Origin of the sequence: Aestuariibaculum sediminum (assembly GCF_014596945.1) — a bacterium.
GTDB classification, from domain to species: Bacteria; Bacteroidota; Bacteroidia; order Flavobacteriales; family Flavobacteriaceae; genus Aestuariibaculum; species Aestuariibaculum sediminum.
Genome location: NZ_JACVXB010000004.1, coordinates 193922 through 216501 on the forward strand (window position 1 = coordinate 193922; position 22580 = coordinate 216501).

Sequence of the window (22580 nt, forward strand, 5' to 3'; positions counted from 1 at the left end):
GTTATGCAGTTACGCTTTTCATTTATTATTCCCGTTTATAACCGTCCGGATGAGACCAAAGAACTTTTGCAAAGTTTTGAGGACTTAAATACTAATACACCTTTTGAAATAGTAATCGTAGAGGATGGCTCGGAGATTACATCCGAGGCTGTTGTTGCTGAGTTTAAAGAAAAACTGGAAATATCATATTATTTTAAGGATAATTCCGGACCTGGAGATTCTAGAAATTTTGGCATGCGGAAAGCCAAAGGGAATTATTTTATAATTTTAGATTCCGATTGCATTTTACCACCCCAGTATTTAAATGAAGTAGAAAAAGGGTTAAATGAAAATTATGTTGATTGTTTTGGAGGACCTGATGCCGCACATAATTCATTTACCAATTTGCAAAAGGCGATAAACTTTTCGATGACTTCTTTTATTACAACTGGAGGAATTCGTGGAAATAAGAAACGTATCGATAAATTTCAACCTCGAAGTTTTAATATGGGCATTTCTAAAGCAGCTTTTGAAGCTTCCGGAGGATTTGGTTATATTCATCCTGGCGAAGATCCTGATTTATCAATTAGGCTATGGAATTTGGGGTATAAAACAACCCTGATACCCGAAGCTTTTGTGTATCATAAACGACGAATTTCTTGGAGTAAATTTTATAAGCAGGTTAATAAATTTGGTATGGTTCGACCAATTCTAAATAATTGGCACCCAAGTACAAAAAAAATTACATACTGGTTTCCTACTGTGTTTACGCTAGGTTTTATGTGTAGTTTACTCCTGTTGTTGGTTCAAGAAAAGACCTTATTTCTGCTTTATGTATTTTATTTTTTCATCGCATTTGTTTCAGCTTTAATTTCAACAAGACAGATTATAGTTTCTATTTTAAGTGTTGTGGCGATTTGTATTCAGTTTTTTGGTTATGGTTACGGATTTTTAAAATCAACATGGGCCATAGAAGTTCTGATGAAAAATCCGGAATCTCATTTTCCAAATTTATTTTTTAAACCAACATGTTAAAAGAACTAAAATCTAAAATATTAGCATCTATCAAGAGCAAAAGGCTTAATGTTTTTGTGTTGTTTTTGGTGTCTTCTTTTGTCATATTGATGTTTACCAAGCTTTCAAAACCTTACACTAATACATTAGTATTTGGTGTAAAACAAGTTAATGTGCCCGACGAAGATGTAATATTAAATGATTCTATTACCATAGATATAACCCTAAAAACGCATGGCTTTAAATGGCTTAAGTATTATTTTTCGAAACCTACAATAACAGTCGATTTTAAAAAGGATGTTTACAAAAAGGATTCTGTTTTTATCTGGCATAAATCGAAGGCTTTTTTACAAAACACTCAGTTTGGTAATCAAATTGAGGTGCTTAATTTATCACCAGATACTTTGATATTTAGTTTTGATGAAAATATGGTGAAAAAGGTTCCTATAGTTTTACAGTCTGATATAAATTACAGTCCAGGTTACGATCGAGCTTCAGATTTTAGTTTACAGCCCGATTCGGTTGTTGTTATTGGACCGAAAGTAAAAGTGTCTAAAATAAATAATATTGAAACCGAACCAGTAACCCTAAACGAGGTTCGTACAGATATTTCTGAGTCGGTTAAGTTAAAATTGCCAGAGACCTTAAAACACTCCGATTTAAAGGTTTTATCTACAGAAACCAGCTTAAGAGCTAAAGTTGATAAATTTACCGAAGGAATTTTAAAAATTCCAGTGGAACTTATTAACGTTCCAGAATCTTTGAAACTAAAATTTTTTCCAAAAGAGGTAAACGTAGCTTATTATGTTAGTTTGAGCGACTTTAATGCTATTACCGAGAAAGATTTTAAAGTAGTTTGTGATTTTAGTAAAAATGTTAATAATCAGTTTTTTTTAATTCCGGAATTAGTAAAATATCCTGAAAACGTAAAAAGTGTAAAAATTAATCAAAAACGTATCGAGTTTATAATCACACAATAAAACCTTTTTAAAAATACTATTCTAATAATTTCAAGAATTCGTATTTATTCCATTAATATGAATTATAGATTAATTTTAATACACCAAATTATCGTATGAAAGTTGTAGGGCTAACAGGAGGAATAGGAAGTGGAAAGACCACTGTGGCTAAGGAATTTAAAACACTAGGTATTCCTGTGTATATTGCAGATTTGGAAGCCAAAAAACTTATGGTGAATTCTGCAATAATTAAAAGTAAGCTAAAAGAATTATTTGGAGCAGAAGCTTACATCAATGATAAATTGAATAAACCATTTATTGCGGATATAATTTTCAAAGACAAATCGTATTTAGAAAAAATGAATGCGATTGTACACCCCGAAGTAGCTAAACATTTTAATCAATGGAAATTAAAACAAAAAGGGCCTTATGTGATAAAAGAAGTAGCTATATTGTTTGAAAATGGGGGATACTTAAACTGCGATTTTGTAATTACGGTAGTAGCACCTTTAAAACTGAGAATAGAAAGGCTATTAAAGCGCGATAAAACAACTGTAGATAAAATTGAAGCCATCATGAACAATCAATGGAGTGATGCGAAAAAAATAGAATTATCTAACTTTGTTATAGAGAATATTAATTTAGATGAAATGCGTAAACAGGCTGTAAGAATACACGAGCAAATTATGGATACTTTATAATTTTAACATTTTTGTTAATGTAAGGTTAAAACGGAATAAGTCTAAATGTTAAAATGTTAAATTTGAATAATGAGCAAGAGAATATTTGTCCTGTTAGTGCTGTTAATGACCCTGTCTTTAGTGGGGATAATATTCGTTCAGGCGTACTATATAAATGGTTCTGTTAAAAATGAAAAAGACCGTTTTACAAATAATGTAAAATTGGTTTTGCTGCATGCATCCGATGCGATTCAAGATGAGGAGGAAGCTAAGTTTTTTGAAAAATACCAGAATTTAGATTCAGAAAAAAAAGGGGATTCTGCAACGGTTTCGCAGCTTCTTATTTACCAGCAAAATAATAATACTAAAGAAACGCTTATTTTAAAAAGCAGTGTTTTAGAAGAAAATTATAAATTAACTTCAACGCTCTTTGACATTGGTTTAGATAGTCTTGATATTAAAAGTATCATTGGAAGTTCATCTACCGAAGTTTTTAAAAACGAAGATTTAAAAGATAAGGATTTAAGTCAAAGTCCCATTACAAGTATCATGCGAAGTGGAGTGATATCTGACGCCCAGCGTTTGGTCTTTGAGAAAAATTTTAAAGCTTTAAGGAAATTAACACCTATTCATCAACGTGTATCTGAAGAAGAAATTCGATCTATGTTGTCCAGCGGATTAAAGGAATACAATATTAATTTAGATTTTGAATTCGCTATTTTTGATAAGGATTTATCAACTAAAGTAAGAAGTGATGGTTTCGAATACGATAGAGCTTCAGTATTTTCGGTACCTATTTTTTATGATGAAGATAGAAAAACGCCGTATAAATTGGTAGTAAATTTTACCAACGACAAAAAATTTATCTTATCTTCAATCATTTGGATGATATTACTTTCGGTAATTTTTACAATTATTATTATGATTACATATGCCGGTGCTTTGTATCAATTAATAAAACAACGTAAAATATCTGAGATTAAAACCGATTTTATAAACAATATGACGCATGAGTTTAAAACGCCAATAGCCACAATAAACTTAGCGTTAGATGCCATTAAAAACCCTAAAATAATAGCAGATCAGGAAAAGGTTTTGCGTTATTTAGGGATGATAAAGGAAGAAAATAAACGCATGCATGCTCAGGTTGAAAATGTATTGAGAATATCTAAGCTAGAAAAAAATGAACTAAATATTAATAAAGAAAGATTAAATTTACATGACTTGGTTGAAGACGCTATTACCCATGTAGAATTAATTGTCGAAGATCGTAAAGGTTATATAAAAACATTTTTAGATGCGGAACAATCGTCGGTGTTAGCTAACGATACACACTTTACTAATGTTATAGTAAATATGTTGGATAATGCTATAAAGTATTCTCCCAATGCACCAGAAATAGAGGTGTATACTGAAAATGTTGGAAACAATATTTTATTAAAAATAAAGGACCATGGTAGCGGAATGAGTAAAGCTGCCGTAAAACGCGTGTTTGAAAAATTTTATAGAGAACACACAGGAAACATTCATAATGTGAAGGGGCATGGATTAGGTTTAGCGTATGTAAAGCGCATTGTGGAAGACCACCAGGGACATGTTTCTGTAGAGAGTGAAAAAGACAAAGGAAGCACATTCATAATTAAGCTTCCACTAATATCATAAATATGGAAGAGCAAAAGAAAAAAATACTACTAGTTGAAGACGACCCGAATTTCGGAACCGTTTTAAAGGATTATTTAATGATGAACGACTACGAAGTTACACATGCTAAAAACGGTATGGAAGGCTTCGAAAAGTTCAAAAAAGACGATTTCGATTTATGTATTTTAGATGTCATGATGCCTTATAAAGATGGTTTTACCTTGGCTAAGGAAATTCGCGAGAAAAACGACGATGTACCTATCGTGTTTTTAACAGCTAAAACTATGAAAGAGGATGTGTTAAAAGGTTATAAAGTAGGAGCAGACGACTATTTAAATAAGCCTTTTGATAGCGAAGTGCTTTTAATGAAAATTAAAGCAATAATGCAGCGTAAAGCAACCGAAACTATTTCAGACAGTAAACAATTTGAGTTTAAAATTGGCAAGTTCGATTTAAACTCAAAATTAAGATTTTTACGTTTTGAAGGTGGAGACCCTGTAAAATTATCGCCAAAAGAAAACGAGTTATTACGATTATTGGCCTTACATGAAAACGATTTAATGCCACGTGAATTGGCATTAACAAAAATTTGGAGAGATGATAACTATTTCACGTCTCGTAGTATGGATGTGTATATTGCTAAATTACGTAAGTATTTAAAGCAAGATGAAAAAGTGGAAATCTTAAACATTCATGGTGAAGGGTTTCGTTTGGTAATAAATGAGTAAGAAGTAAGACGATATCTTCATAAAGACCTGTATAAAATAAAAATCCAGCTTAATAATGCTGGATTTTCTTTTATATGTGATGATTAAATTTTGTCTTTTAACCAATCTTTAAATTCGAAGAAGTTTTGTGGGGCAACACCATGTCCAACAGGAAACTCCGAATATTTGTGATTAATATTTAATTGTTCTAAAAAAGGTGCTGTCTGTCTCGCCCAATCTACTGGAATCACTTGGTCGGCACTACCATGTGAACAATAAAAATTTAGATTACTATAATTTGTATCATTTACCGATTCTGGTAAAATCTCTTTATTTATATAACCACTTAAAGCAATTACGTTTTTAATTTTATCGGGGTAATTAAGTGCGACAGCATAACTTAAAATACTCCCTTGACTAAAACCTAAAAGTGTTACATTTTCTTTATTTACAGGATAGGTTTGCACTGCTTCGTCAATAAATTTAGCAATTAAATCACGCGATTGTGCAGCCTGAATATTATCATTCCATTTGCCTTTTTCGGCATCGAAATTAATAGCATACCATGCGTTTCCGTATGGCTGAAGTGGATAAGGTGCTTTAACAGAAATGATAAATAATTCTTCAGGTAATTCTGAGGCAAAAGAAAATAAATCGTCTTCATCGCTACCATAACCATGCATCATAATTAATAATGGCGCATTCTCTTTTAGAGAAGAAGGTCTTGTAATGTGGTATAAGGAAAGTTCTGAATTCGTCATTTTATTTGCCTAGGTTTGCGAATAATTTTTGATAAAATGTACCAACTAACGGAACCATAGTTGCTTTTTTTGCAATAGCACCAGATAAACCGTAAATGATAAGTATGGTAATAAAAATGTAAAAGGCTGAACTTACCATCCAACTATCAAAACTACCAACAGGATAACCTAAAGCCCAGAATGTAAGCCACAAACCTAAAGACTGTCTGATATGAAAACTTGCAAACGAACTTTTTTTATCATCTTCATTATTTAAAAAATAGGCAATTATTACTCCGAATATGGTAATATAACTGATTATTGCGTTTTTACGACCTTTTTCTATATCTTGATTTGTCATTATTCTAATTTAAACTTACTTGATTGTTTGCTATAACACCGTAAACCTGTCCTTTTAAAGTTTCGTTATAAAAAATTGCGTTTCCTGATTTTGAAACGATATGGTTTTTAGAAAATATGTATTCAGTATTCGGATTGAATAATGATATATTCACGGTATTACCAACAGCAATAGAATGTGGTATAATTCCAAAGCGTTCTTTTCCTTGGGTTAAAAATTTTATTACGTGTTCGGTATCGAAAAGGGTTTGTAAGGCTCCAAATGCAGATTCTAAACCAATGGTTCCATAAGCAGCATGATCAAATTCAATTTTCTTATGTTCAACATCTAACGGGTTGTGGTCGCTGGTAACCATGTCTATAGTTCCGTCTTTTAAACCCTCTATTAAAGCTTCAACATCGTCTGGAGTTCTTAATGGTGGTAATACTTTAAAATTGGTGTCAAATTCGGTTAGAGCATTATCGGTAAAGTATAGGTTATGAATAGCTACACTGCAGGTTACATCTAAGCTTTTGGCTTTAGCTTCTCTAATTAATGCGACCGATTTTTTAGTAGAAATGGTTGGAATGTGTAATTTACCTCCAGTGTATTCTAAAAGGAACAAATCACGCGCTACTTGTAATTCTTCTGCTAAGGCAGGAATACCTTTTAATCCTAATTTAGTGCTCGTTATATGTTCGTTCATAACACCATGCCCCACGACTTTATTTTCCTGCGGAAAAGAACATACTAAACCATTAAAATTTGCTGCGTATTGCAATGCAATTTTCATTAGGTTTGGATTTGAAATTGATTTTTTATAATCATAAAAAGCAACTGCTCCAGCCGTATTCATATCATATAATTCGGCTAAATCAACACCTTCACTTTTTACCGTTAAAGCGCCTACAGGAAGTAGTTTTGTAGCATGATTTTTGGCTTTTGTTTTAGCAAATGTAACATCCGAATTACAATCTATAACAGGGTTGGTATTTGCATTCATGGCAACCGCAGTAAATCCAGACGCGGCTGCAGTTTTTAAACCATTAGTTATGGTGTCGCGTTCTTCAAATCCTGGTTCGCCGAAACACACGCTACTGTCAAACCACCCTTGCGAGATATGCAGATTGTCTAGTGATATTTCTTGGTAATTCCCTGGATTTTTAAGGTTACTTTCAATCTTGGTAATGACACCATTTTCAATTAATACATCCTGAGTTTTGTTGTGATACTCACTTTGCGGATCTATAATGGTGGCAGATTTTATAAGTATGTTCATTTAAAGTATTTTAAGATGCCCATTTCGATAATCAAAAATGCTAGTGCAAAAATAACAAACCATTTCCATAAGGCATTAACTTTTGTATCACTTTTTATGTTATCGAATATTTCGGCTATGGAATCACTTAGCGTTAAATTATTTGCCGGTGCTAAGGTCATGTAGTTCAGGTTACTTTCTTTCCGGTCGTAATTATAACTTACCTTTTTTAAGGTTTCTTTATTATTTAAAACGCCATAAATATGGGCTTTGTTTGGTGTCTCGGAGGTGGTAATTACCACTTTATTATTAAAATATTGTTGCCTAGGAATAATGCTTATATCATCTTTCACCAAGGCTAAAATATCATCTTGTTGTAAAGTTGTAACAATATCGAAAGTGTTATTAGCTCCTATGGTATAATATAATTTGGGAAATTTAAGACTGAATTTCCCAATATTGTAGAGTGTTGGTACGATTAAAGGAGAACGTTTAAAATTCGAGTGGTCTTTTTGTAATGAAGACGTAAAAATATATGTGGCATTATTACTGAATAAAAAGGGTTTTCCATCTTCATATTCTAAAGCTACCGCAGCGTTATTTGAAGACATGGTATAGAAATTATTACTAACAGGGTATTGAAAATTAGTCACTTGTTTTTCAAAGACACCATTATTGTAAAGCGGATGTGCATACTTAATTTTTGTAATGCGTTTTTCAGCGTTTACTAAGGCGTTTAAATTTGATCCAAAATGACTTAAAAGCGCATTGTATGAATTTAAATTTGCTTCATTTGAAGGAATTATTAAAAGTGAACCACCCTGACTGGAAAAGGATTTTAAAGCAGCTATTAGAGCGTTTGGAATGTTGTTTAGTTCATTTAATATAATAAGTTGTTGTTTGTCAATATCGTTATAATTTAATTGATTTTCTAACACTGAAGTATAGTTAAACTCGTCGTTAGTATAAATACGTTGTAAAAAATCATCGTCAGTATCATTGATAACCAACACATTAATTTTTGAAGGTTCATTAATGTTAAAATATAATGTATTATCAAATTGCAAACCGGCATCTTCAATAGTGATTTTACCATTAATAACTTCGTTAACTGGAAGTGAAAATGTGGTTTCGGCAGTATTAGCAATCGAAACTGAGGTTTTGGCGATAAGTTTATCGTTGTTATATAGTGAAATAGGTAGATTATCAATTGTCTTGCCGCTATTCTTTAAAATAACATTTAAGGTTATTGCAGTTGTGTTTCGTTCCGAAATATATGCGCTATCAATAGCTGTATTGTTATTATTTACCGGGTTTAATTTAACAAAGTGATATTGTGTTATACTATCGGTTTTTAGCGTGAAGTTAGATTCGCTCTGTTGAAAATCAGAAATAAAAATAAGGTTTTTTAAGACATCCTTTTGTTTACTAAATAGCGTTTTACTTTTTAATAACGCAGCCTCAGGTGTTAAGGAATTGGCCGTATAGTTTAATTGAAGCAAATCGTTTTTAATTGCTTTAATCGTCGTGTTTCTAAAAGTTTTATCATTGGTTAAAATAGAAAACGTTTCATCCTCTGAGGTATTGGCTATAATGTCTTGAATAGCTCTTTTTAATAGTTCGCCATTATTCCCTTTAATTTGCATACTAAACGAATTATCTAAATAGATAACCGTTTCTTGTTTAGTGTTAAAATTACTTTTTTTTGATGTAAATGGTTGCGCAAAAGCAAAAATTATGCAGGCAAGAAGTAGTAATCGAGTCATTAAGACTAACCATTTCTTAATTTGAGAACTTTTACGTGTTTCTATAGTAACACGCTTTAAGAATGCCACATTCGTAAAATCAATTTTTTGAAATTTACGGAGCTGAAACAAATGAATAATAACAGGTATGAGCAGTAAAAATAAAGCGTAAAGAAGTTCGGGGTGTTTAAACTGCATACATGGCATTTTAGCATCAATTTCAAAGATATTAAAATTTTTAACTTCGAAAATTAGTTATGAATAAATTTATAAGTTAGTTATAAGTAACTATAATTTAAGTCCGTTTTTAATAATTGTATTTTGTACTTTATTACCGAGTTGTTTACAACAACATTAACTTAACAAAAGAAAAAATAATCCGTCATGGGATGCATATTATGTGTTTTAAAATAATTTGTTATTTCAATTTGTGCTTTTGGGTTTGCAACGGTTACAATACTTTGGGGTTTAACAATGGTCTTTAAGTAGGTAAAAGGCTTCATTTCCTGATTGTAAATATGTTTACCTATTTTTTTTGGATTGTCGCAAATCCATTCAAATGGAATGTTTTTATTAATAAGGGTTTTAGCTATGGTTTTTCCTTTCCATCCAGCCCCCCAAATAACAAGAGGTCTGCTTTTATCAAAATCTAGTTCCAGAAAATAATGCATTTTAATATCCAGGAAAGTATTCTCTGCATAGTTATCGTGTGTTCGAGAGGTACGGGTTTGGTAATCACGCCAGTAATGCAACACCTGTTTACACGGAATAATATGGAACTGGTGTTTGTAAAACCTGAAAACCAAATCATAATCTTCGGGATACCGATTTGGATTAAAAGCGTCGCATTTTATTAAATCTTCGCGATGAATCATCCAACATGGCGAAGCTATAACACATTCCTTGTATATTTCACTATAATTCTCTCCTGTTTTAGTGAGTTTGTTTAACCAATTTTCATATTTATTATAACCATCGCTAATACCTTCTTTTGAAAAGTAATTAACCAAACCAGTTGCTACATGTTGCTTTCCGTATTTTTTTAGATTAGAAAGTAAAATTTCTAATTTAGTTTCAGGCATTATATCGTCGCTGTCCATACGTGTAATATATACCCCTGTACTCAATTTAAAAGCCATACGTAAGGCTTGGATAATACCTTTGCCTTCGTTTTTAAAAAGTTTTATTCTAGGATCTTTACCGGCAAATGTCTTCACTAAATCGTAGCTCCCATCACTAGAACCGTCGTCAATAATAATTAATTCCCAGTTGGTATAGGTTTGATTTATTATAGATTCTATGCAATTCGTAAGAAATTGTTCGGTATTTTTGAAAGGTGTAAGTATACTAATAAGTGGCTCATCCATAGGGCGAATATACGTAAATCATCATTTTAACAAAACCTTATGAACATGATGTGTAACATAAATAGTATTTTGGACGTCACTTATGTAATTGTATAAAAAAAACTAATTCATGAATACAAAACCTATAACCGCGTTAATGGCGGCTATTTTAATGGCAAGTTGTGGTACTTCAAAAAACACAAAAAACGATTTGGCAATTAACACACCAATTCAAACGTCAATAAATTTAACCCAAATTGTAGACGATAAAGCTCCGGTAACTATTAATCCAGGACGCTTTACCAATGAAACTGTAACTTACAGATTACCTCGAGTGGTACAAGGAACCTATTCGGTAAGTGATTTTGGCAAGTACGTCGATAACTTTAAAGCATTTGATTACGATGGTAATGAAATACCAGTTGAAAAAATAGACGAAAATTCATGGACTATTACCAATGCTAAAAAACTGGATAAAATAACTTATTTGGTTAATGATACTTTCGATATCGAAGAAGTAGGTGGTATTGGTGAAGAACAACCTTTTTCACCAGCAGGCACTAATATAGAGCCAACAAATGACGTTCTTAATTTACATGGGTTTATCGGCTATTTCGATTCTTTAAAGAATAATCAGTATAATTTAACCATAACATCTCCTGCGAGTTTTGTTAGAAGTTCGGCTTTGCAACAGGTATCGACAAAAACCAGTGACGACGGAAAAACAGTAACTACAAACTATTACGCACCTCGTTATTTTGATATTACCGACAACCCAATGTTTTATGGAAACTTAACGGTTGAAGAATTCCAAGTTGGAGATATTAAAATCGTCTTGAGTGTATATTCACCAAATAAAGTTCATTCGGCAGCATCATTGAAAGAAACCATGTATAAAATGATGAAAGCGCAGAAGGCATTTTTAGGAGATATTAATTCGACACCACGTTATGATATATTCCTTTATTTATCGGAAGGTTTACCAGAATCACCAAAAGGTTTTGGCGCATTAGAGCATCACACGTCTACAGTAGTTGTCCTTCCTGAAGCGTACCCGGATGAGGCTTTGGCAGAAAGTATGATTGATGTTGTCTCGCATGAATTCTTCCACATCGTAACACCTTTAAGTGTTCACTCTGAAGATGTTCATTATTTCGACTATAACAACCCAACTTTTTCAAAGCATTTATGGATGTATGAAGGGGTAACCGAATATTTTGCAACCTTATTTCAGGTTAATCAAGATTTAGTGGACGAATCGGAATTTTACAATAAAATCATGCAGAAAATTCAAGCTTCAAAAAACATGAATGATGCGATGAGTTTTACCATTATGAGTGAAAATGTATTAAAAGACCCTTATAAAGATCAATACGTAAACGTGTATCAAAAAGGCGCTTTAATAGGCATGTGCATTGATATTATGCTTCGTGAAGAAAGTAATGGTCAACGTGGTATTTTATCGTTAATGAAAGAATTGTCGAATAAATATGGTAAAAACAAACCTTTTGAAGACGATAAATTAATCGATGAAATTGTAGCCATGACTTATCCTTCGTTACGTTCATTTTTCGATACCCATGTTATTGGTGATACGCCCATAGATTATAATGATTTTTTAAATAAAATTGGTTTAGAGTTAAGCGAGGGTAAAATAGAAACAAATTATGTGTTTAATGGTGCAAATTTAATTTTTGAAGCTAATCCACAAGCAGGAAAAATATTTTTTAGTGACATGGTAAAGGACAACAGTTTCTGGAACGACCAAGGTGTAGAGCCTGGGGATGTATTAAAAACTATTAATGGTAAGGAATTAACAATGCAAAATGCAAACCAACTTTTACAGGAAATGTTTAGTTGGTCGCCAGGAGAAGATATTGAAGTGGAACTAGACAGACAAGGAGAATCTGTTAATATTAAAACAACTACAACACAATCTTATACCACTGGTGAAGGTCTTAATGAAATGCCTAATGCCACTGAAGCACAAAAAAAGCTTCGTGAGGCGTGGTTAAAAGGCTAAAAATAGATATTTATAATATCATAAAATCCCGTTAGAGAAATCTAACGGGATTTTGTTTTTGAGATTTGTCTAATGATGCTAAATAGTATCGGTTAAGCTTTCCATAAAAGCAATTAAATCATCCATTTCTTTCGCGTTTAAATTGAGTTTATCGGCAGGAAGGGTTTGGTGCTCAAGCTCGATTCCAAGTCCGATGCCGCCACCACGGTTATAAAAATCTATGACTTCTTTTAAAGTCGTATAAACACCGTTGTGCATGTAGGGAGCTGTTTTAGCAATATTTCTAACGGTAGGTGTTTTAAAAAAGTGTTTCTTTTCTTCGGTATTGAAAACCATAAAGCGTCCCGTATCGCTATCTAATTCAGCATGTATGGTATCTTTATTTTTAGGTACTCCAATTAATTCCATTTCACTTTCTTTATATAAAACGGGAACCGTACCATTAAAAGTTGGAGGAAAATGACAGGTAGCACATTTAGCTTTACCAGTAAACAAATTAAAACCACGTTTTTCGGCATCGGTTAAAGAGTTTATTTTACCATTTATATTGTTATCAAATTTCGAGTTAAAAGGCGTTAAACTACGTATGTACGTTGCTATTGCATTACGAATGTGGTTTTCTGTCACCGAATCTTTATATACTTTTTTAAACTGATTCACATATTCCGGGTTTTTGCTAACAACCTGTTCCATATGTTTTAAATCTGAATGAAATTCATTTTTATTCTCCACCACAGCTACAATTTGCCCCTCTAAACTTCCGGCACGGTTATCATAAAAAAAGCTTTTTTGTAATGCCGAATAAAGCAGGGTAGGGCTATTTCTTGTAACGCCCTTTGAAATAGGTAAACCATCAGTGAAATACTTGTCTTTTTTATGACACGTGGCACAACTTACTGTGTTGTTTTTTGATAATGCTTTTTCTCTAAAAAGTTGGTTTCCTAATTTAATTCTTTCCTTAGGAAGACTATCAAATTGTTCACTTGAAAAATAACTAATATTGAAGGTGTTATTTGAAAACAGCGAAGTTATATTATGGTTAAAAGCCAATTTTAAAGGAAATTCCAGTTGCCAGTCTTTTTTGGTGTCATTTAATAATTCCAATTGTTTATGCGTGTGATATTTTATGAAACTGTAACGATCGAAAGATTCAAAATCGGAATCTAAATCTTTTATAGTTTTTTCAATTTCCAAACGCCAGTTATCTATTAGAGTTTTTGAAGAGAACCGATTACCATAAATTGTTAAAATTTCGGCGATTGCGTTATAAGAAAATATCGCTTCCTTTAAAGATTGTTCCAAGACTGGTGAATCAAAACCAGTAATACCAGTTAATGCAATACGTGCAATTTCATCGCGAATTAGCCATAAAACATGGTAATCCTTAAAGTTTAAAAATGTATTGTTGAATACTAAATTTAATCGATTTTTAGTCTTCTTACAAACGTTTATTAAGGTTTCCTGATTATAGTTTTCGTCGTAAAGAGTTTCTTCGAGAACTTGAAAACCAAAAGGGTTCAAAATTTTAATGTCGGTAGCGTCTTCTTCCTCAATTTTTAAAATATTAGGCTGGTTCAATGCTTTGTAATTTTCGGCATCAACGAAGGCTAAAATGGGTTCACAAATTTTAAAATATTTTCGTGCCAGTTTATATTGCTTTTCGGCTTCTTTAAAATTATTAGTTACCGATAAACTGTCCAGGTGCCTTAAGCTTAAATTTAAATTCGATTTATAATATTTGGTTACTGTTTCTAATGGCGTTTCCGAAACAACTTTAGTCGATTGTTGCTTTTTGCAGGAAACGGTAAAAATTATAAAAAGACACACGTAAAAAACGCGTGCCTTTTGTAGTATTAATGCTATTTTTTGCATTGTTTATCTTTCTAATCCATTTATTAAATAAAGTACACTACCTTCTTTTCTGTTTTCTAAATCAGGGTTTGCGTTAGGATCGGTAAATGAGGAACCATCGGCAGGTTCCCAACCATGATTTTGAGTAATTAATAGGAAGGTTCCTTCTTTGTTTACAACATCCGAAACATCTATCATACCTGTAAGTTCCCAAGTGCTGTTTGTTGTGCCGTATCCTGCAGCTTCAGCGGCAGTTTGATCACATTCTAAAACGGTTTTTAATTCACCTGTATTAAGGTTATACTGATATAATTGGGCAAAATGTTGTCTATTTGGACCGTCGAAATACCCATTAGGATCTTCTTGTATATATAGGTAATTTTCAGTAGCTAATATATTATCCGGACTGTGGAACATTTTAGCAATGCCATCGTTTTTATCACCATCTAAAATACATGTTATTGTTCCTGGTTGTGTAGGGTCGTTTTCGTTTAATACTACTTTGTAAACACGACCATATTGGGTTCCAAGTCCTTCTAACGAAGGTCTTTTTCTTCCGGTAACGCAAAAATATAATTCACGGTTATTAGCTTCAGAACCACGTCTCCAATCAATATCTTCAAGTCTAGAGAATCCCATAACGCCTTTTGCTTTACATTCGGCATCTAATAAATCGATATTTGTTTCGTTAAGTTCTACAAATTCAACAGGGTATTCTTGACCTTCAATCATGGCCACTTCAGAATCGTTTGACATTCCTGTTACTTTTAAACCGTAAAGTTGCCCCCCATATAAGTCACCGTGATCACCAACGTACATACCTAATTGTCCTGATGGCACACTGTTATCAGAATGGTCGTCACCAATAAAAGCAACGGTTTTCCCTGGATATGCATTCTGTCCAATTACAACTGCATTTTCTGTAGACCATTGTCCGAAAGCTGAAAGCATTTGAAATGCACTGGCATCTTTTTCTTTTTTATAAGGATTGGTTAAAAATACGCCTTTAGAAGATCCACCCCATTCACCACCAGAAAGGTATAAAGGTCCAAATCCATGCTCTTCAGGAGTAATAAGTGACCCTGAACATTGTGCTGTGTTGGCTGTAGCTTCCGCGTTTAAGATATACTCGCCACGAACTGGTTTAAACGTTTTATCGAAAGTAATTCTTGCTATCGAATAATCGGCTTCTATATTATTAATTAACGTGTATTTCCCGTTGTTTTCTTTGATAAGGCCAGCACCATCAGCCATACTTCCATAAACAAATTCTTCAGATTGTTGTAAAACGTCTTCAGAAGACAATAATGTGGTTACTGAAATATGATTAAATCCTGGTTTTACATCTAAAAAACTAGGGGTTACCGAGCGATTAACGAATTCAATATCGTCTTGGTTTTTAAGTTTTAAAGTACTATTTACAGAAATATCTTCTGTAGCATCATTATTACACGATGTTAAAACCGCGAGGGATGAAACTGTTAATGCGATTACTTTTTTCATTTTTAAAAATTTAGTGAATTAATTTGTGGTAAAATTATACTGATTAATCAGCAATCGTGTTAAGCAATTATTGGCATTGAATGAAGATATAGTTATTGCAATGTTATGAATGTAAAGTAATGTTGAATATTTATATTGATTCTAAGGAATTTATAATTATGTTTTCTTACCAGATAGGAATAAAAAAAGCGATAGACCATTTAAACATGGTATATCGCTTTTTATTTAAGAGAAAAAAGGTGTTTACTCGACAGTATATTTCGCTGATTCTCCTTTCGATAATGAGTTATTTATAAAGGTACGCAAATCGTTATTCGCTTTTTTCAAGTCTTCATTTCTAATATACATCATATGTCCACTTCGGTATCCTTTGTAAGTGAAGCGGTCTTTCATTTTACCACTAGGGTCAACTTGCCACATCGTGTATTTGGCACCAAAATAAGTTGTAGCACCATCGTAATACCCAGATTGTACCAATACTTTTAAATACGGGTTTTGAGCCATCGCCTGTCTTAAACCATCTCTGGTATTATCGTTGCTATTATCCCATGGATGAACATTTCCAAACATGTTATATTTTACATCCGTTTTAAAGTTTAAATGTTCTCTTATATAATAATTAATGGCAGGCGTAAAGGCGTGATTCCAAGTTGTTAATTCCGGACTGTAATCTGGAGAAACTCCAGCTTCGGTTTTATCAAGTCCCAAATATCTCGAATCTAATCGTCCAATAATGTGACCTGTTTCATGACGTAATAAATCTTTCCAGAAAAAGCTATTAGGGATATTTAAATTATGTTGAAGAATATCGGTTTTACTTAGCCCTGAATATTTTGCGTAGGTCTCAGCAATTGTATTTTTCTCATTATCTGAAATAAATCCACCTTTAGCAATGGCAGGCATTAGTTGGTTAATGGCAAAGTTTTCAACTTCTGGTAAAACTTCCAGTAAGTCTTTTTGTTGTAAGTCTAAAGGTAACCTTTTGTGGTACCAGGCTGTAGCTGCGAAATAAGGTAGATTTAAAGCTGAATACTCTGGTTGTCCTGTATTATAAGATTTATAATCGGCAGGTGAAACTAAAATAACACCATTGAGGTACATCCATTGGTTATTTTGTAAAGCATTTGCCAATCCCATTACCCGAGTTCCACCATAACTTTCACCTATTAGATATTTAGGTGACTCCCAACGATTTTTTCTGGTAACGAAAGTGTTAATCCATTCTGCTAAATAACTTATATCAGCATTAATACCAAAAAATGTTTCACGCTTAGGTAGTTTGCCTTCTTTGTTTTTGATCATTCTCGAATAGCCAGTATTTACAGGGTTTACATAGACTATATCTGCTACGTCTAAGATAGAATGAGGATTGTTTTTTATGCCATAAGGTTGCACAGGAAAACCTTCATCATCAAGGTTTAATATTTTAGGCCCAGTATAAGCAATATGCATCCAAACGGAAGCTGAACCTGGTCCGCCATTAAAAGAAATAACTAGAGGACGATTCGCTTTATCTTTTATATCGTTACGCTCGTAATAGGTATAAAATAGGCTTGCAATAGGTTCGTTTTGTGCATTCCAAACAGGTTGTGTGCCTGTTGTTGCCGTATACTCAAAACTTTTACCATTAATGATAGCAGTGTCGGTTGTAATTACGGTAGTATCGGCAGGAATTGTTCTGCTTTGAGCAAATACCGAAAGTAAAGTAAAAGTCAGAATAAAAGAGAATAGTGTTTTCATTGTTAATTTTATTGTTTTTATATTTTAAAAATCTTCAAATACGCCTAAACCAAAAAGCGCAAAATCGTATTTTACAGGGTCATTAGAATCAAAGGCTCGTAATCCAGAATCTAGCTCTAAAAGCGCTTTTGCATCGTTTTGTTTTCTTTTTAAAATGCCTAGTTTTCTGGCTACATTACCTGAATGCACGTCTAAAGGACAAGACAATTGCGCGGTCGAAATTTTATCCCAAATACCTAAATCAACGCCTGTGTTATTGGGTCTTACCATCCAACGTAAAAACATGTTTATTCGCTTAGCTGCCGAGTTTTTTAATGGATCACTAATATGTTTTTGGGTGCGTGGTAAATGATCTATTTCAAAAAAGATGCTTTTGAAATGAGAAATAGATGTTTGAACAGAATCCGGAGTACAATGTTTAGAAAACACATCTTCCAGTCCTTTATATTTTGTATAAATATGGTTTAAACTTTTTATAAACTGAATAGCGTCATCACCATTAAATGTACGATGTACAAAAGGAAGTAGTCGCTCTAAATCTTTGTTAGAATGATGTAAAACAAATTCATAAGGACTATTATCAAGCATAGTCATTAATTTTTTAGCATTATTAATAATGCTTTTTCTATTGCCCCAGGCTATGGTTGCCGTTAAAAACCCAGCAATTTCGATATCCTCTTTTTTAGTAAAAAGATGTGGGATTTGAATGGGGTCGGTTTCTATAAACCGTGGATTGTTATATTGTTCAACTTTTGCATCAAGAAAGTCTTTAAGTTCGGAAGTCCTCAAGATTTAATATCCTTTTATTTGGGATTAATGTGCCCAAAAATACCAATAATAAGTAAAACACATTATTATAGATATGTTAAAAGCTTCATGAAATATTGCGCTTATCGATTTCTGTTTATCGATGAAATACATAAAAACACTTTAAAATGTAAAAAATTAGGCTTAATGTATGTTTGATATGAAAATTATGCCGTTAATTAGTCTCGCAAAAAATTGTAAAAAAGATATACTTCGATAAAGAGTTAAGTTGTTAATTAACAATTGTTTGATAAGATATCTTTTTGATTTAAAACCTCAAAAAACCATTAACATATGAAAAAGTTTATCCTTCCAATTATAACTATCATACTAGTTAGTTGTAATGAAGACAGTGTGAAAAGTACGATCGATACAGCAGTAGCTCTTGAAGCTTTAAATGAGTATGCTACTGTTAACAAAGTATTTCAGGATGTAGGGAATAATAGTGGTGATGCCATATTAGCCTCAGAAAAGTCTATTGCGATTAGTTCAAAATCATTGCAAGCAAGTGTAGAGGAGGTGTTAATTACTGTTACTCCATTAGATTTAACAACGTTTCCTAAAACCATAACTATCGATTATCAAGATGGTGTATTATGTAAAGATGGTGTTACTCGTAAAGGTGTAGTAACTGTTATTTCTACAAATTGGTATGGCATTCCAGAAAGTGAACATACAGCTACATTTAATAATTATTATCATAACGATTATAAAGTTGAGGGAACCCATTATGTGAAAAATTTGGGTGAGAACAATGAAGGACATTTGGAATATAGTGTTTTAGTTGAAAATGGAATGATCACAACACCTTCCGGGGGAACTATTAATTATTCTGAAGAATCCACAAGAACTTGGGTAGTAGGTAGCGACACTCCATTTAATATTTGGGACGATCAGTATGTACTTGATGGTATGCAAAGTGGTACAAGCTCTAAAGGAATAGATTATACTTTAACAACCGAAGTTCCTTTACATTTTGTATTATTACCACGCAACATCGAATCAGGTATAATAGATGTCGATGTTGCCGATATTCAGGATATAAAATTAAATTATACTAACGGAACGGTTACCATCCTAGGAAAGACGTTCCCTATGCAGAATTAGTTTTTCAAAAAAGATAAAAAAAGGCTTATTGAATTTCAATAAGCCTTTTTTTATTGTTCATCAGTGATATTTCCATCAACCATAACCAGTTTTCTGTCAGCGAGATTGGCTAGTTCTTCGTTATGTGTTACAATCACAAAGGTTTGTCCAAATTCATCACGAAGTTTAAAAAAAAGACTATGCAGATTTTCGGCCGTTTCGCTGTCTAAATTTCCTGAAGGTTCATCAGCAAAAATTAAATCTGGATTATTAATTAATGCTCTGGCAACAGCTACACGCTGTTGTTCTCCTCCTGAAAGCTCATTTGGTTTATGATTGTATCGATGCGATAAACCAAGAAAATTAAGAAGTTCTTTGGCTCGTTTTTCGGCATCTGCCTTTTTTGTGCCTTTAATGAAAGCGGGAAGACAAACATTTTCTAAAGCAGAAAATTCGGGTAATAATTGATGAAACTGAAAAATAAAGCCAATGTGTTCATTTCTAAATTTAGCTAAAGCCTTGTCTTTTAAATTAGCTATTTCTACGCCATTAATAGTAAGTTGATAGTCGTTATTAGATGCGGCTTTATCAAGTGTACTTAAAATTTGCAAAAGCGTCGTTTTACCGGCCCCAGATGCACCAACAATAGAAACAACTTCTCCTTTTTTTATATGTAAATTTACACCTTTTAAAACTTCTAAATCATTGTAAAATTTATGTATGTTTTTTGCTTTAATCATGGATATGTAATAGGAGCCGTGAATTTACTACATTAAGCCGTGTTGTACAATTAAGAATTGTATTTTATTGCAAAATGCAATTTATACTCTATATTTAATATTCTAAAACAAATCAAAAATGCATTATAAATCGTTTGAGGAATACCATGACGAAACTACCGATGGTATTAAACAAAATTATGATAAAATTATCCAGGAATTGGGTGAAGATACCAGTCGCGACGGACTTTTAAAAACACCAGAACGTGCAGCAAAGGCCATGCAGTTTTTAACACAAGGCTATCATCAGGATCCTGTTGAAATTTTAAAAGCAGCCATGTTTGAAGAAAGTTACAACGAAATGGTAATTGTAAAAGATATTGAATTGTATTCCCTGTGCGAACACCATATATTACCATTTTTTGGCAAGGCACATATTGCTTACATTCCTAATGGCCATATTGTGGGGTTGAGTAAATTACCACGAGTGGTTGATGTTTTTGCCAGACGCTTACAAGTTCAGGAGCGCTTAACCGAACAAATTTTAGACTGCATAAACGATACTTTAAATCCGCAAGGGGTTGCCGTTGTAATTGAGGCATCTCATATGTGTATGATGATGCGAGGTGTTCAAAAACAAAACTCTTTAACGACTACTTCAGGGTTTCGCGGTCAGTTTGAAAAAATAGAAACTCGTAATGAGTTTTTAAAGCTTATTGGGAAGTAGTTTTTAGCACAATATATTGCATTTAATAGATTCTTAATTTGCTTATTAATAATAAGTTGTGATGTAATGTCGTTTTAATGTCGTGTGAAAGACCCGATTATTTTTTTGAATGTTTTTAAAATGAATTTATTCTTGTTAGAAATTCAATTTGAATGAAAACTGTAGACTTTGGAACTCAATTATTTGAAATTAGAAATGCAAAAGGGCTAACTCAAGAAGAGGTTGCCGATTTGTGTAATATTTCTGCACGCACTATTCAGCGAATCGAGTCTGGTAAAGTACAACCTAGGGCATATACAATAAAAGTCATTTCAGAAGCTTTAGGATTTGATTTTTTTAAAGAAACAGTAAGTTTAGCTGAAGCTTTAGAAGAAAGTAAAAGTTTAAAATTGAATAAGCCATCCATTTTATGGTTTATAAAGGATTTATTTAATTTAAAAACAAATACAATGAAAAAAGTATCTATTTTAACGACTTTATGTTTAATTGTTGGGGTCAGCTTAATTTCTTTTAAATCGGAAATTAAAGCCCAAGGCTCGAAAAAGAACAAAGTATTTTCTTATTCCGAAATTGAAAATGACACGAATCATTCCGGAGTAAAAAAAGGAAGAATTCAAGTTGCTTTTACAGGTGAACAAACGCTTGAAAACCTAGTTTCAATTAAAAATAATTTAGAAGACAAGGGAATTAAACTTAATTTTAGAGAAGTTAAGTTTGATGAGAATGGCTTGCTTCAATCTATAGATTATGATGTAGATTGTAATGATGGTTTTAAAGGAAGGTATTCTATTAACCAATTAAATTCTATTAACAAGGATAAAAGAATTGGTTTTTATCGGGATTACTCAGAAACTGCTGAAGTCCCTTTTTTTGTTGGAAAGTTAAAAAAAGTAATCGTTATTGATGTAGGGCATGGAGGAGTGGATCCTGGGAATATTTCATCCGAATCTAAAGAAAAGGATATTGTCTTAAAAATAGCAGAAAAAGTAAAGAGCATTTATAAAGAATCAGGTTTTGAAATATTAATGACAAGAACTTCAGATGATTTTAAAAGTTTGGGAAATAGAGTAAAATTTATTAATAATTTAAGTCCAGAGTTTGTTATATCCTTACACACTCACATGGTTAATGATTTAAACACTCATGGGTTGAATATTTTTGTTGCCAGAGATGGGGTTTTTAAAGAACAATCGAATAATTTAGCAAAGAAGATGAGTTCAACTCTGGAAGGTAATTTTAAGGTTAATGAAATTAAAAATGCTAATTTCAAAATCTTGAAAAATATTAATTGTCCAGGAGTTTTAATTGATTTAGGGAACATGATGAACGCAATAGATAAAGATTTGTTATTAACTGAAAAAGGTCAAAATAAAATAGCAGAAGAAATTGTTAAAACAATAAAATAAATTGAATAAATACAAAATTTTACTCCTTGGACTTCTTTTTGATGCCCTTGGTTATGTGTCTTTTTTTATTCCTGGAATAGGGGAGTTTTCGGATATTGTCTGGGCGCCGGTCTCAGGTTGGTTAATGACCAAACTATACAAAGGAAAACCAGGAAAAATTGCCGGTGTGGTTTCATTTGTCGAAGAAGCGGTACCTGGGCTGGATGTTATTCCTACCTTTACTTTAATGTGGTTATATACTTATGTTTTTAAAAAAGAACCCCAAGAGACAAAATAAAAAAAATCCCTTTCTGTAAGGAAAGGGATTTT

Annotated in this window: 20 protein-coding genes; 10 read left to right on the forward strand and 10 right to left on the reverse strand. The window is 32.5% G+C overall.

Annotation, left to right across the window (positions count from 1 at the left end):
- The first annotated feature begins 3 nt into the window (after nucleotides 1-3).
- From ICJ83_RS10875 to ICJ83_RS10895, 5 genes are all read left to right on the forward strand, one after another.
- Nucleotides 4-1014 (forward strand): glycosyltransferase, encoded by a 1011-nt coding sequence (locus ICJ83_RS10875; RefSeq protein ID WP_188230422.1) that lies wholly within the window; start codon nucleotides 4-6, stop codon nucleotides 1012-1014.
- The gene (locus tag ICJ83_RS10880; RefSeq protein WP_188230423.1) at nucleotides 1008-1973 is read left to right on the forward strand and encodes a CdaR family protein; all 966 of its coding nucleotides are present in this window, start codon (nucleotides 1008-1010) and stop codon (nucleotides 1971-1973) included. Before ICJ83_RS10875 ends, ICJ83_RS10880 begins: the two co-directional genes overlap by 7 nt.
- Before the next feature lie 95 nt (nucleotides 1974-2068).
- Entirely contained in the window at nucleotides 2069-2653 is a 585-nt protein-coding gene (coaE, locus tag ICJ83_RS10885; protein WP_188230424.1) for a dephospho-CoA kinase, read from the forward strand.
- 69 nt (nucleotides 2654-2722) lie between these two features.
- Nucleotides 2723-4294, forward strand: a complete 1572-nt coding sequence (locus ICJ83_RS10890) for a sensor histidine kinase (protein WP_188230425.1) — start codon at nucleotides 2723-2725, stop codon at nucleotides 4292-4294.
- Between the two features lie 2 nt (nucleotides 4295-4296).
- On the forward strand, nucleotides 4297-5001 hold the full coding sequence (locus ICJ83_RS10895; RefSeq protein WP_188230426.1) for a response regulator transcription factor: 705 nt from the start codon (nucleotides 4297-4299) through the stop codon (nucleotides 4999-5001).
- Nucleotides 5002-5084: 83 nt separating this feature from the next.
- On the opposite strand, the gene ICJ83_RS10900 is transcribed toward ICJ83_RS10895, so the two are convergent.
- From ICJ83_RS10900 to ICJ83_RS10920, 5 genes are all read right to left on the reverse strand, one after another.
- Nucleotides 5085-5741 (reverse strand): alpha/beta hydrolase, encoded by a 657-nt coding sequence (locus tag ICJ83_RS10900; RefSeq protein WP_188230427.1) that lies wholly within the window; start codon nucleotides 5739-5741, stop codon nucleotides 5085-5087.
- A 1-nt stretch (nucleotide 5742) separates the two neighbouring features.
- On the reverse strand, nucleotides 5743-6081 hold the full coding sequence (locus ICJ83_RS10905) for a hypothetical protein (protein WP_188230428.1): 339 nt from the start codon (nucleotides 6079-6081) through the stop codon (nucleotides 5743-5745).
- A 4-nt stretch (nucleotides 6082-6085) separates the two neighbouring features.
- On the reverse strand, nucleotides 6086-7339 hold the full coding sequence (locus ICJ83_RS10910; RefSeq protein ID WP_188230429.1) for a dihydroorotase: 1254 nt from the start codon (nucleotides 7337-7339) through the stop codon (nucleotides 6086-6088).
- Nucleotides 7336-9261, reverse strand: a complete 1926-nt coding sequence (locus ICJ83_RS10915; protein ID WP_188230430.1) for a BatA domain-containing protein — start codon at nucleotides 9259-9261, stop codon at nucleotides 7336-7338. Before ICJ83_RS10915 ends, ICJ83_RS10910 begins: the two co-directional genes overlap by 4 nt.
- Before the next feature lie 161 nt (nucleotides 9262-9422).
- Nucleotides 9423-10430 carry a glycosyltransferase family 2 protein gene (locus ICJ83_RS10920; protein WP_188230431.1) on the reverse strand — a complete coding sequence of 336 codons (1008 nt, stop codon included), beginning with the start codon at nucleotides 10428-10430 and terminating at the stop codon, nucleotides 9423-9425.
- A 109-nt stretch (nucleotides 10431-10539) separates the two neighbouring features.
- Here ICJ83_RS10920 and ICJ83_RS10925 point away from each other — a divergent pair, with 109 nt between their 5' ends.
- Complete coding sequence (locus tag ICJ83_RS10925; protein WP_188230432.1) at nucleotides 10540-12432, forward strand: M61 family metallopeptidase; 1893 nt, start codon at nucleotides 10540-10542, stop codon at nucleotides 12430-12432.
- Between the two features lie 78 nt (nucleotides 12433-12510).
- On the opposite strand, the gene ICJ83_RS10930 is transcribed toward ICJ83_RS10925, so the two are convergent.
- From ICJ83_RS10930 to ICJ83_RS10945, 4 genes are all read right to left on the reverse strand, one after another.
- Entirely contained in the window at nucleotides 12511-14304 is a 1794-nt protein-coding gene (locus ICJ83_RS10930; RefSeq protein WP_188230433.1) for a cytochrome-c peroxidase, read from the reverse strand.
- A gap of 3 nt (nucleotides 14305-14307) precedes the next feature.
- On the reverse strand, nucleotides 14308-15786 hold the full coding sequence (locus ICJ83_RS10935; RefSeq protein ID WP_188230434.1) for a PhoX family protein: 1479 nt from the start codon (nucleotides 15784-15786) through the stop codon (nucleotides 14308-14310).
- A 243-nt stretch (nucleotides 15787-16029) separates the two neighbouring features.
- A complete protein-coding gene (locus tag ICJ83_RS10940) occupies nucleotides 16030-17526 on the reverse strand; it encodes a S10 family peptidase (RefSeq protein ID WP_188230435.1) in 1497 nt (498 codons plus the stop codon).
- Nucleotides 17527-17550: 24 nt separating this feature from the next.
- Complete coding sequence (locus ICJ83_RS10945; protein ID WP_188230436.1) at nucleotides 17551-18315, reverse strand: TIGR02757 family protein; 765 nt, start codon at nucleotides 18313-18315, stop codon at nucleotides 17551-17553.
- A gap of 312 nt (nucleotides 18316-18627) precedes the next feature.
- Between ICJ83_RS10945 and ICJ83_RS10950 the strand changes: the two genes are divergently transcribed.
- Nucleotides 18628-19440: a hypothetical protein gene (locus ICJ83_RS10950; protein WP_188230437.1), complete on the forward strand. Its 813-nt coding sequence runs from the start codon at nucleotides 18628-18630 to the stop codon at nucleotides 19438-19440.
- Between the two features lie 50 nt (nucleotides 19441-19490).
- On the opposite strand, the gene ICJ83_RS10955 is transcribed toward ICJ83_RS10950, so the two are convergent.
- Nucleotides 19491-20159: an ABC transporter ATP-binding protein gene (locus ICJ83_RS10955; RefSeq protein WP_188230438.1), complete on the reverse strand. Its 669-nt coding sequence runs from the start codon at nucleotides 20157-20159 to the stop codon at nucleotides 19491-19493.
- A 118-nt stretch (nucleotides 20160-20277) separates the two neighbouring features.
- On the opposite strand from ICJ83_RS10955, the gene folE reads away from it, so the two are divergent.
- The 3 genes from folE (at nucleotide 20278) to ICJ83_RS10970 (ending at nucleotide 22548) form a co-directional block, all read left to right on the forward strand.
- A complete protein-coding gene (gene folE, locus ICJ83_RS10960; RefSeq protein WP_188230439.1) occupies nucleotides 20278-20865 on the forward strand; it encodes a GTP cyclohydrolase I FolE in 588 nt (195 codons plus the stop codon).
- Between the two features lie 152 nt (nucleotides 20866-21017).
- On the forward strand, nucleotides 21018-22271 hold the full coding sequence (locus tag ICJ83_RS10965; protein WP_188230440.1) for an N-acetylmuramoyl-L-alanine amidase: 1254 nt from the start codon (nucleotides 21018-21020) through the stop codon (nucleotides 22269-22271).
- Nucleotide 22272: 1 nt separating this feature from the next.
- Nucleotides 22273-22548: a hypothetical protein gene (locus ICJ83_RS10970; RefSeq protein WP_188230441.1), complete on the forward strand. Its 276-nt coding sequence runs from the start codon at nucleotides 22273-22275 to the stop codon at nucleotides 22546-22548.
- The last annotated feature ends 32 nt before the right edge of the window (nucleotides 22549-22580 follow it).

Bases quoted from the DNA above. Each gene is read 5' to 3' on its own strand.
- ICJ83_RS10935 (WP_188230434.1), bottom strand. From the start codon at position 15,786: ATGAAAAAAGTAATCGCATTAACAGTTTCATCCCTCGCGGTTTTAACA.
- ICJ83_RS10950 (WP_188230437.1), top strand. From the start codon at position 18,628: ATGAAAAAGTTTATCCTTCCAATTATAACTATCATACTAGTTAGTTGT.
- ICJ83_RS10940 (WP_188230435.1), bottom strand. From the start codon at position 17,526: ATGAAAACACTATTCTCTTTTATTCTGACTTTTACTTTACTTTCGGTA.
- ICJ83_RS10910 (WP_188230429.1), bottom strand. From the start codon at position 7,339: ATGAACATACTTATAAAATCTGCCACCATTATAGATCCGCAAAGTGAG.
- folE (WP_188230439.1), top strand. From the start codon at position 20,278: ATGCATTATAAATCGTTTGAGGAATACCATGACGAAACTACCGATGGT.
- ICJ83_RS10955 (WP_188230438.1), bottom strand. From the start codon at position 20,159: ATGATTAAAGCAAAAAACATACATAAATTTTACAATGATTTAGAAGTT.
- ICJ83_RS10890 (WP_188230425.1), top strand. From the start codon at position 2,723: ATGAGCAAGAGAATATTTGTCCTGTTAGTGCTGTTAATGACCCTGTCT.
- ICJ83_RS10905 (WP_188230428.1), bottom strand. From the start codon at position 6,081: ATGACAAATCAAGATATAGAAAAAGGTCGTAAAAACGCAATAATCAGT.
- ICJ83_RS10925 (WP_188230432.1), top strand. From the start codon at position 10,540: ATGAATACAAAACCTATAACCGCGTTAATGGCGGCTATTTTAATGGCA.
- ICJ83_RS10880 (WP_188230423.1), top strand. From the start codon at position 1,008: ATGTTAAAAGAACTAAAATCTAAAATATTAGCATCTATCAAGAGCAAA.
- ICJ83_RS10920 (WP_188230431.1), bottom strand. From the start codon at position 10,430: ATGGATGAGCCACTTATTAGTATACTTACACCTTTCAAAAATACCGAA.
- ICJ83_RS10930 (WP_188230433.1), bottom strand. From the start codon at position 14,304: ATGCAAAAAATAGCATTAATACTACAAAAGGCACGCGTTTTTTACGTG.
- ICJ83_RS10965 (WP_188230440.1), top strand. From the start codon at position 21,018: ATGAAAACTGTAGACTTTGGAACTCAATTATTTGAAATTAGAAATGCA.
- coaE (WP_188230424.1), top strand. From the start codon at position 2,069: ATGAAAGTTGTAGGGCTAACAGGAGGAATAGGAAGTGGAAAGACCACT.
- ICJ83_RS10875 (WP_188230422.1), top strand. From the start codon at position 4: ATGCAGTTACGCTTTTCATTTATTATTCCCGTTTATAACCGTCCGGAT.
- ICJ83_RS10895 (WP_188230426.1), top strand. From the start codon at position 4,297: ATGGAAGAGCAAAAGAAAAAAATACTACTAGTTGAAGACGACCCGAAT.
- ICJ83_RS10900 (WP_188230427.1), bottom strand. From the start codon at position 5,741: ATGACGAATTCAGAACTTTCCTTATACCACATTACAAGACCTTCTTCT.
- ICJ83_RS10915 (WP_188230430.1), bottom strand. From the start codon at position 9,261: ATGCAGTTTAAACACCCCGAACTTCTTTACGCTTTATTTTTACTGCTC.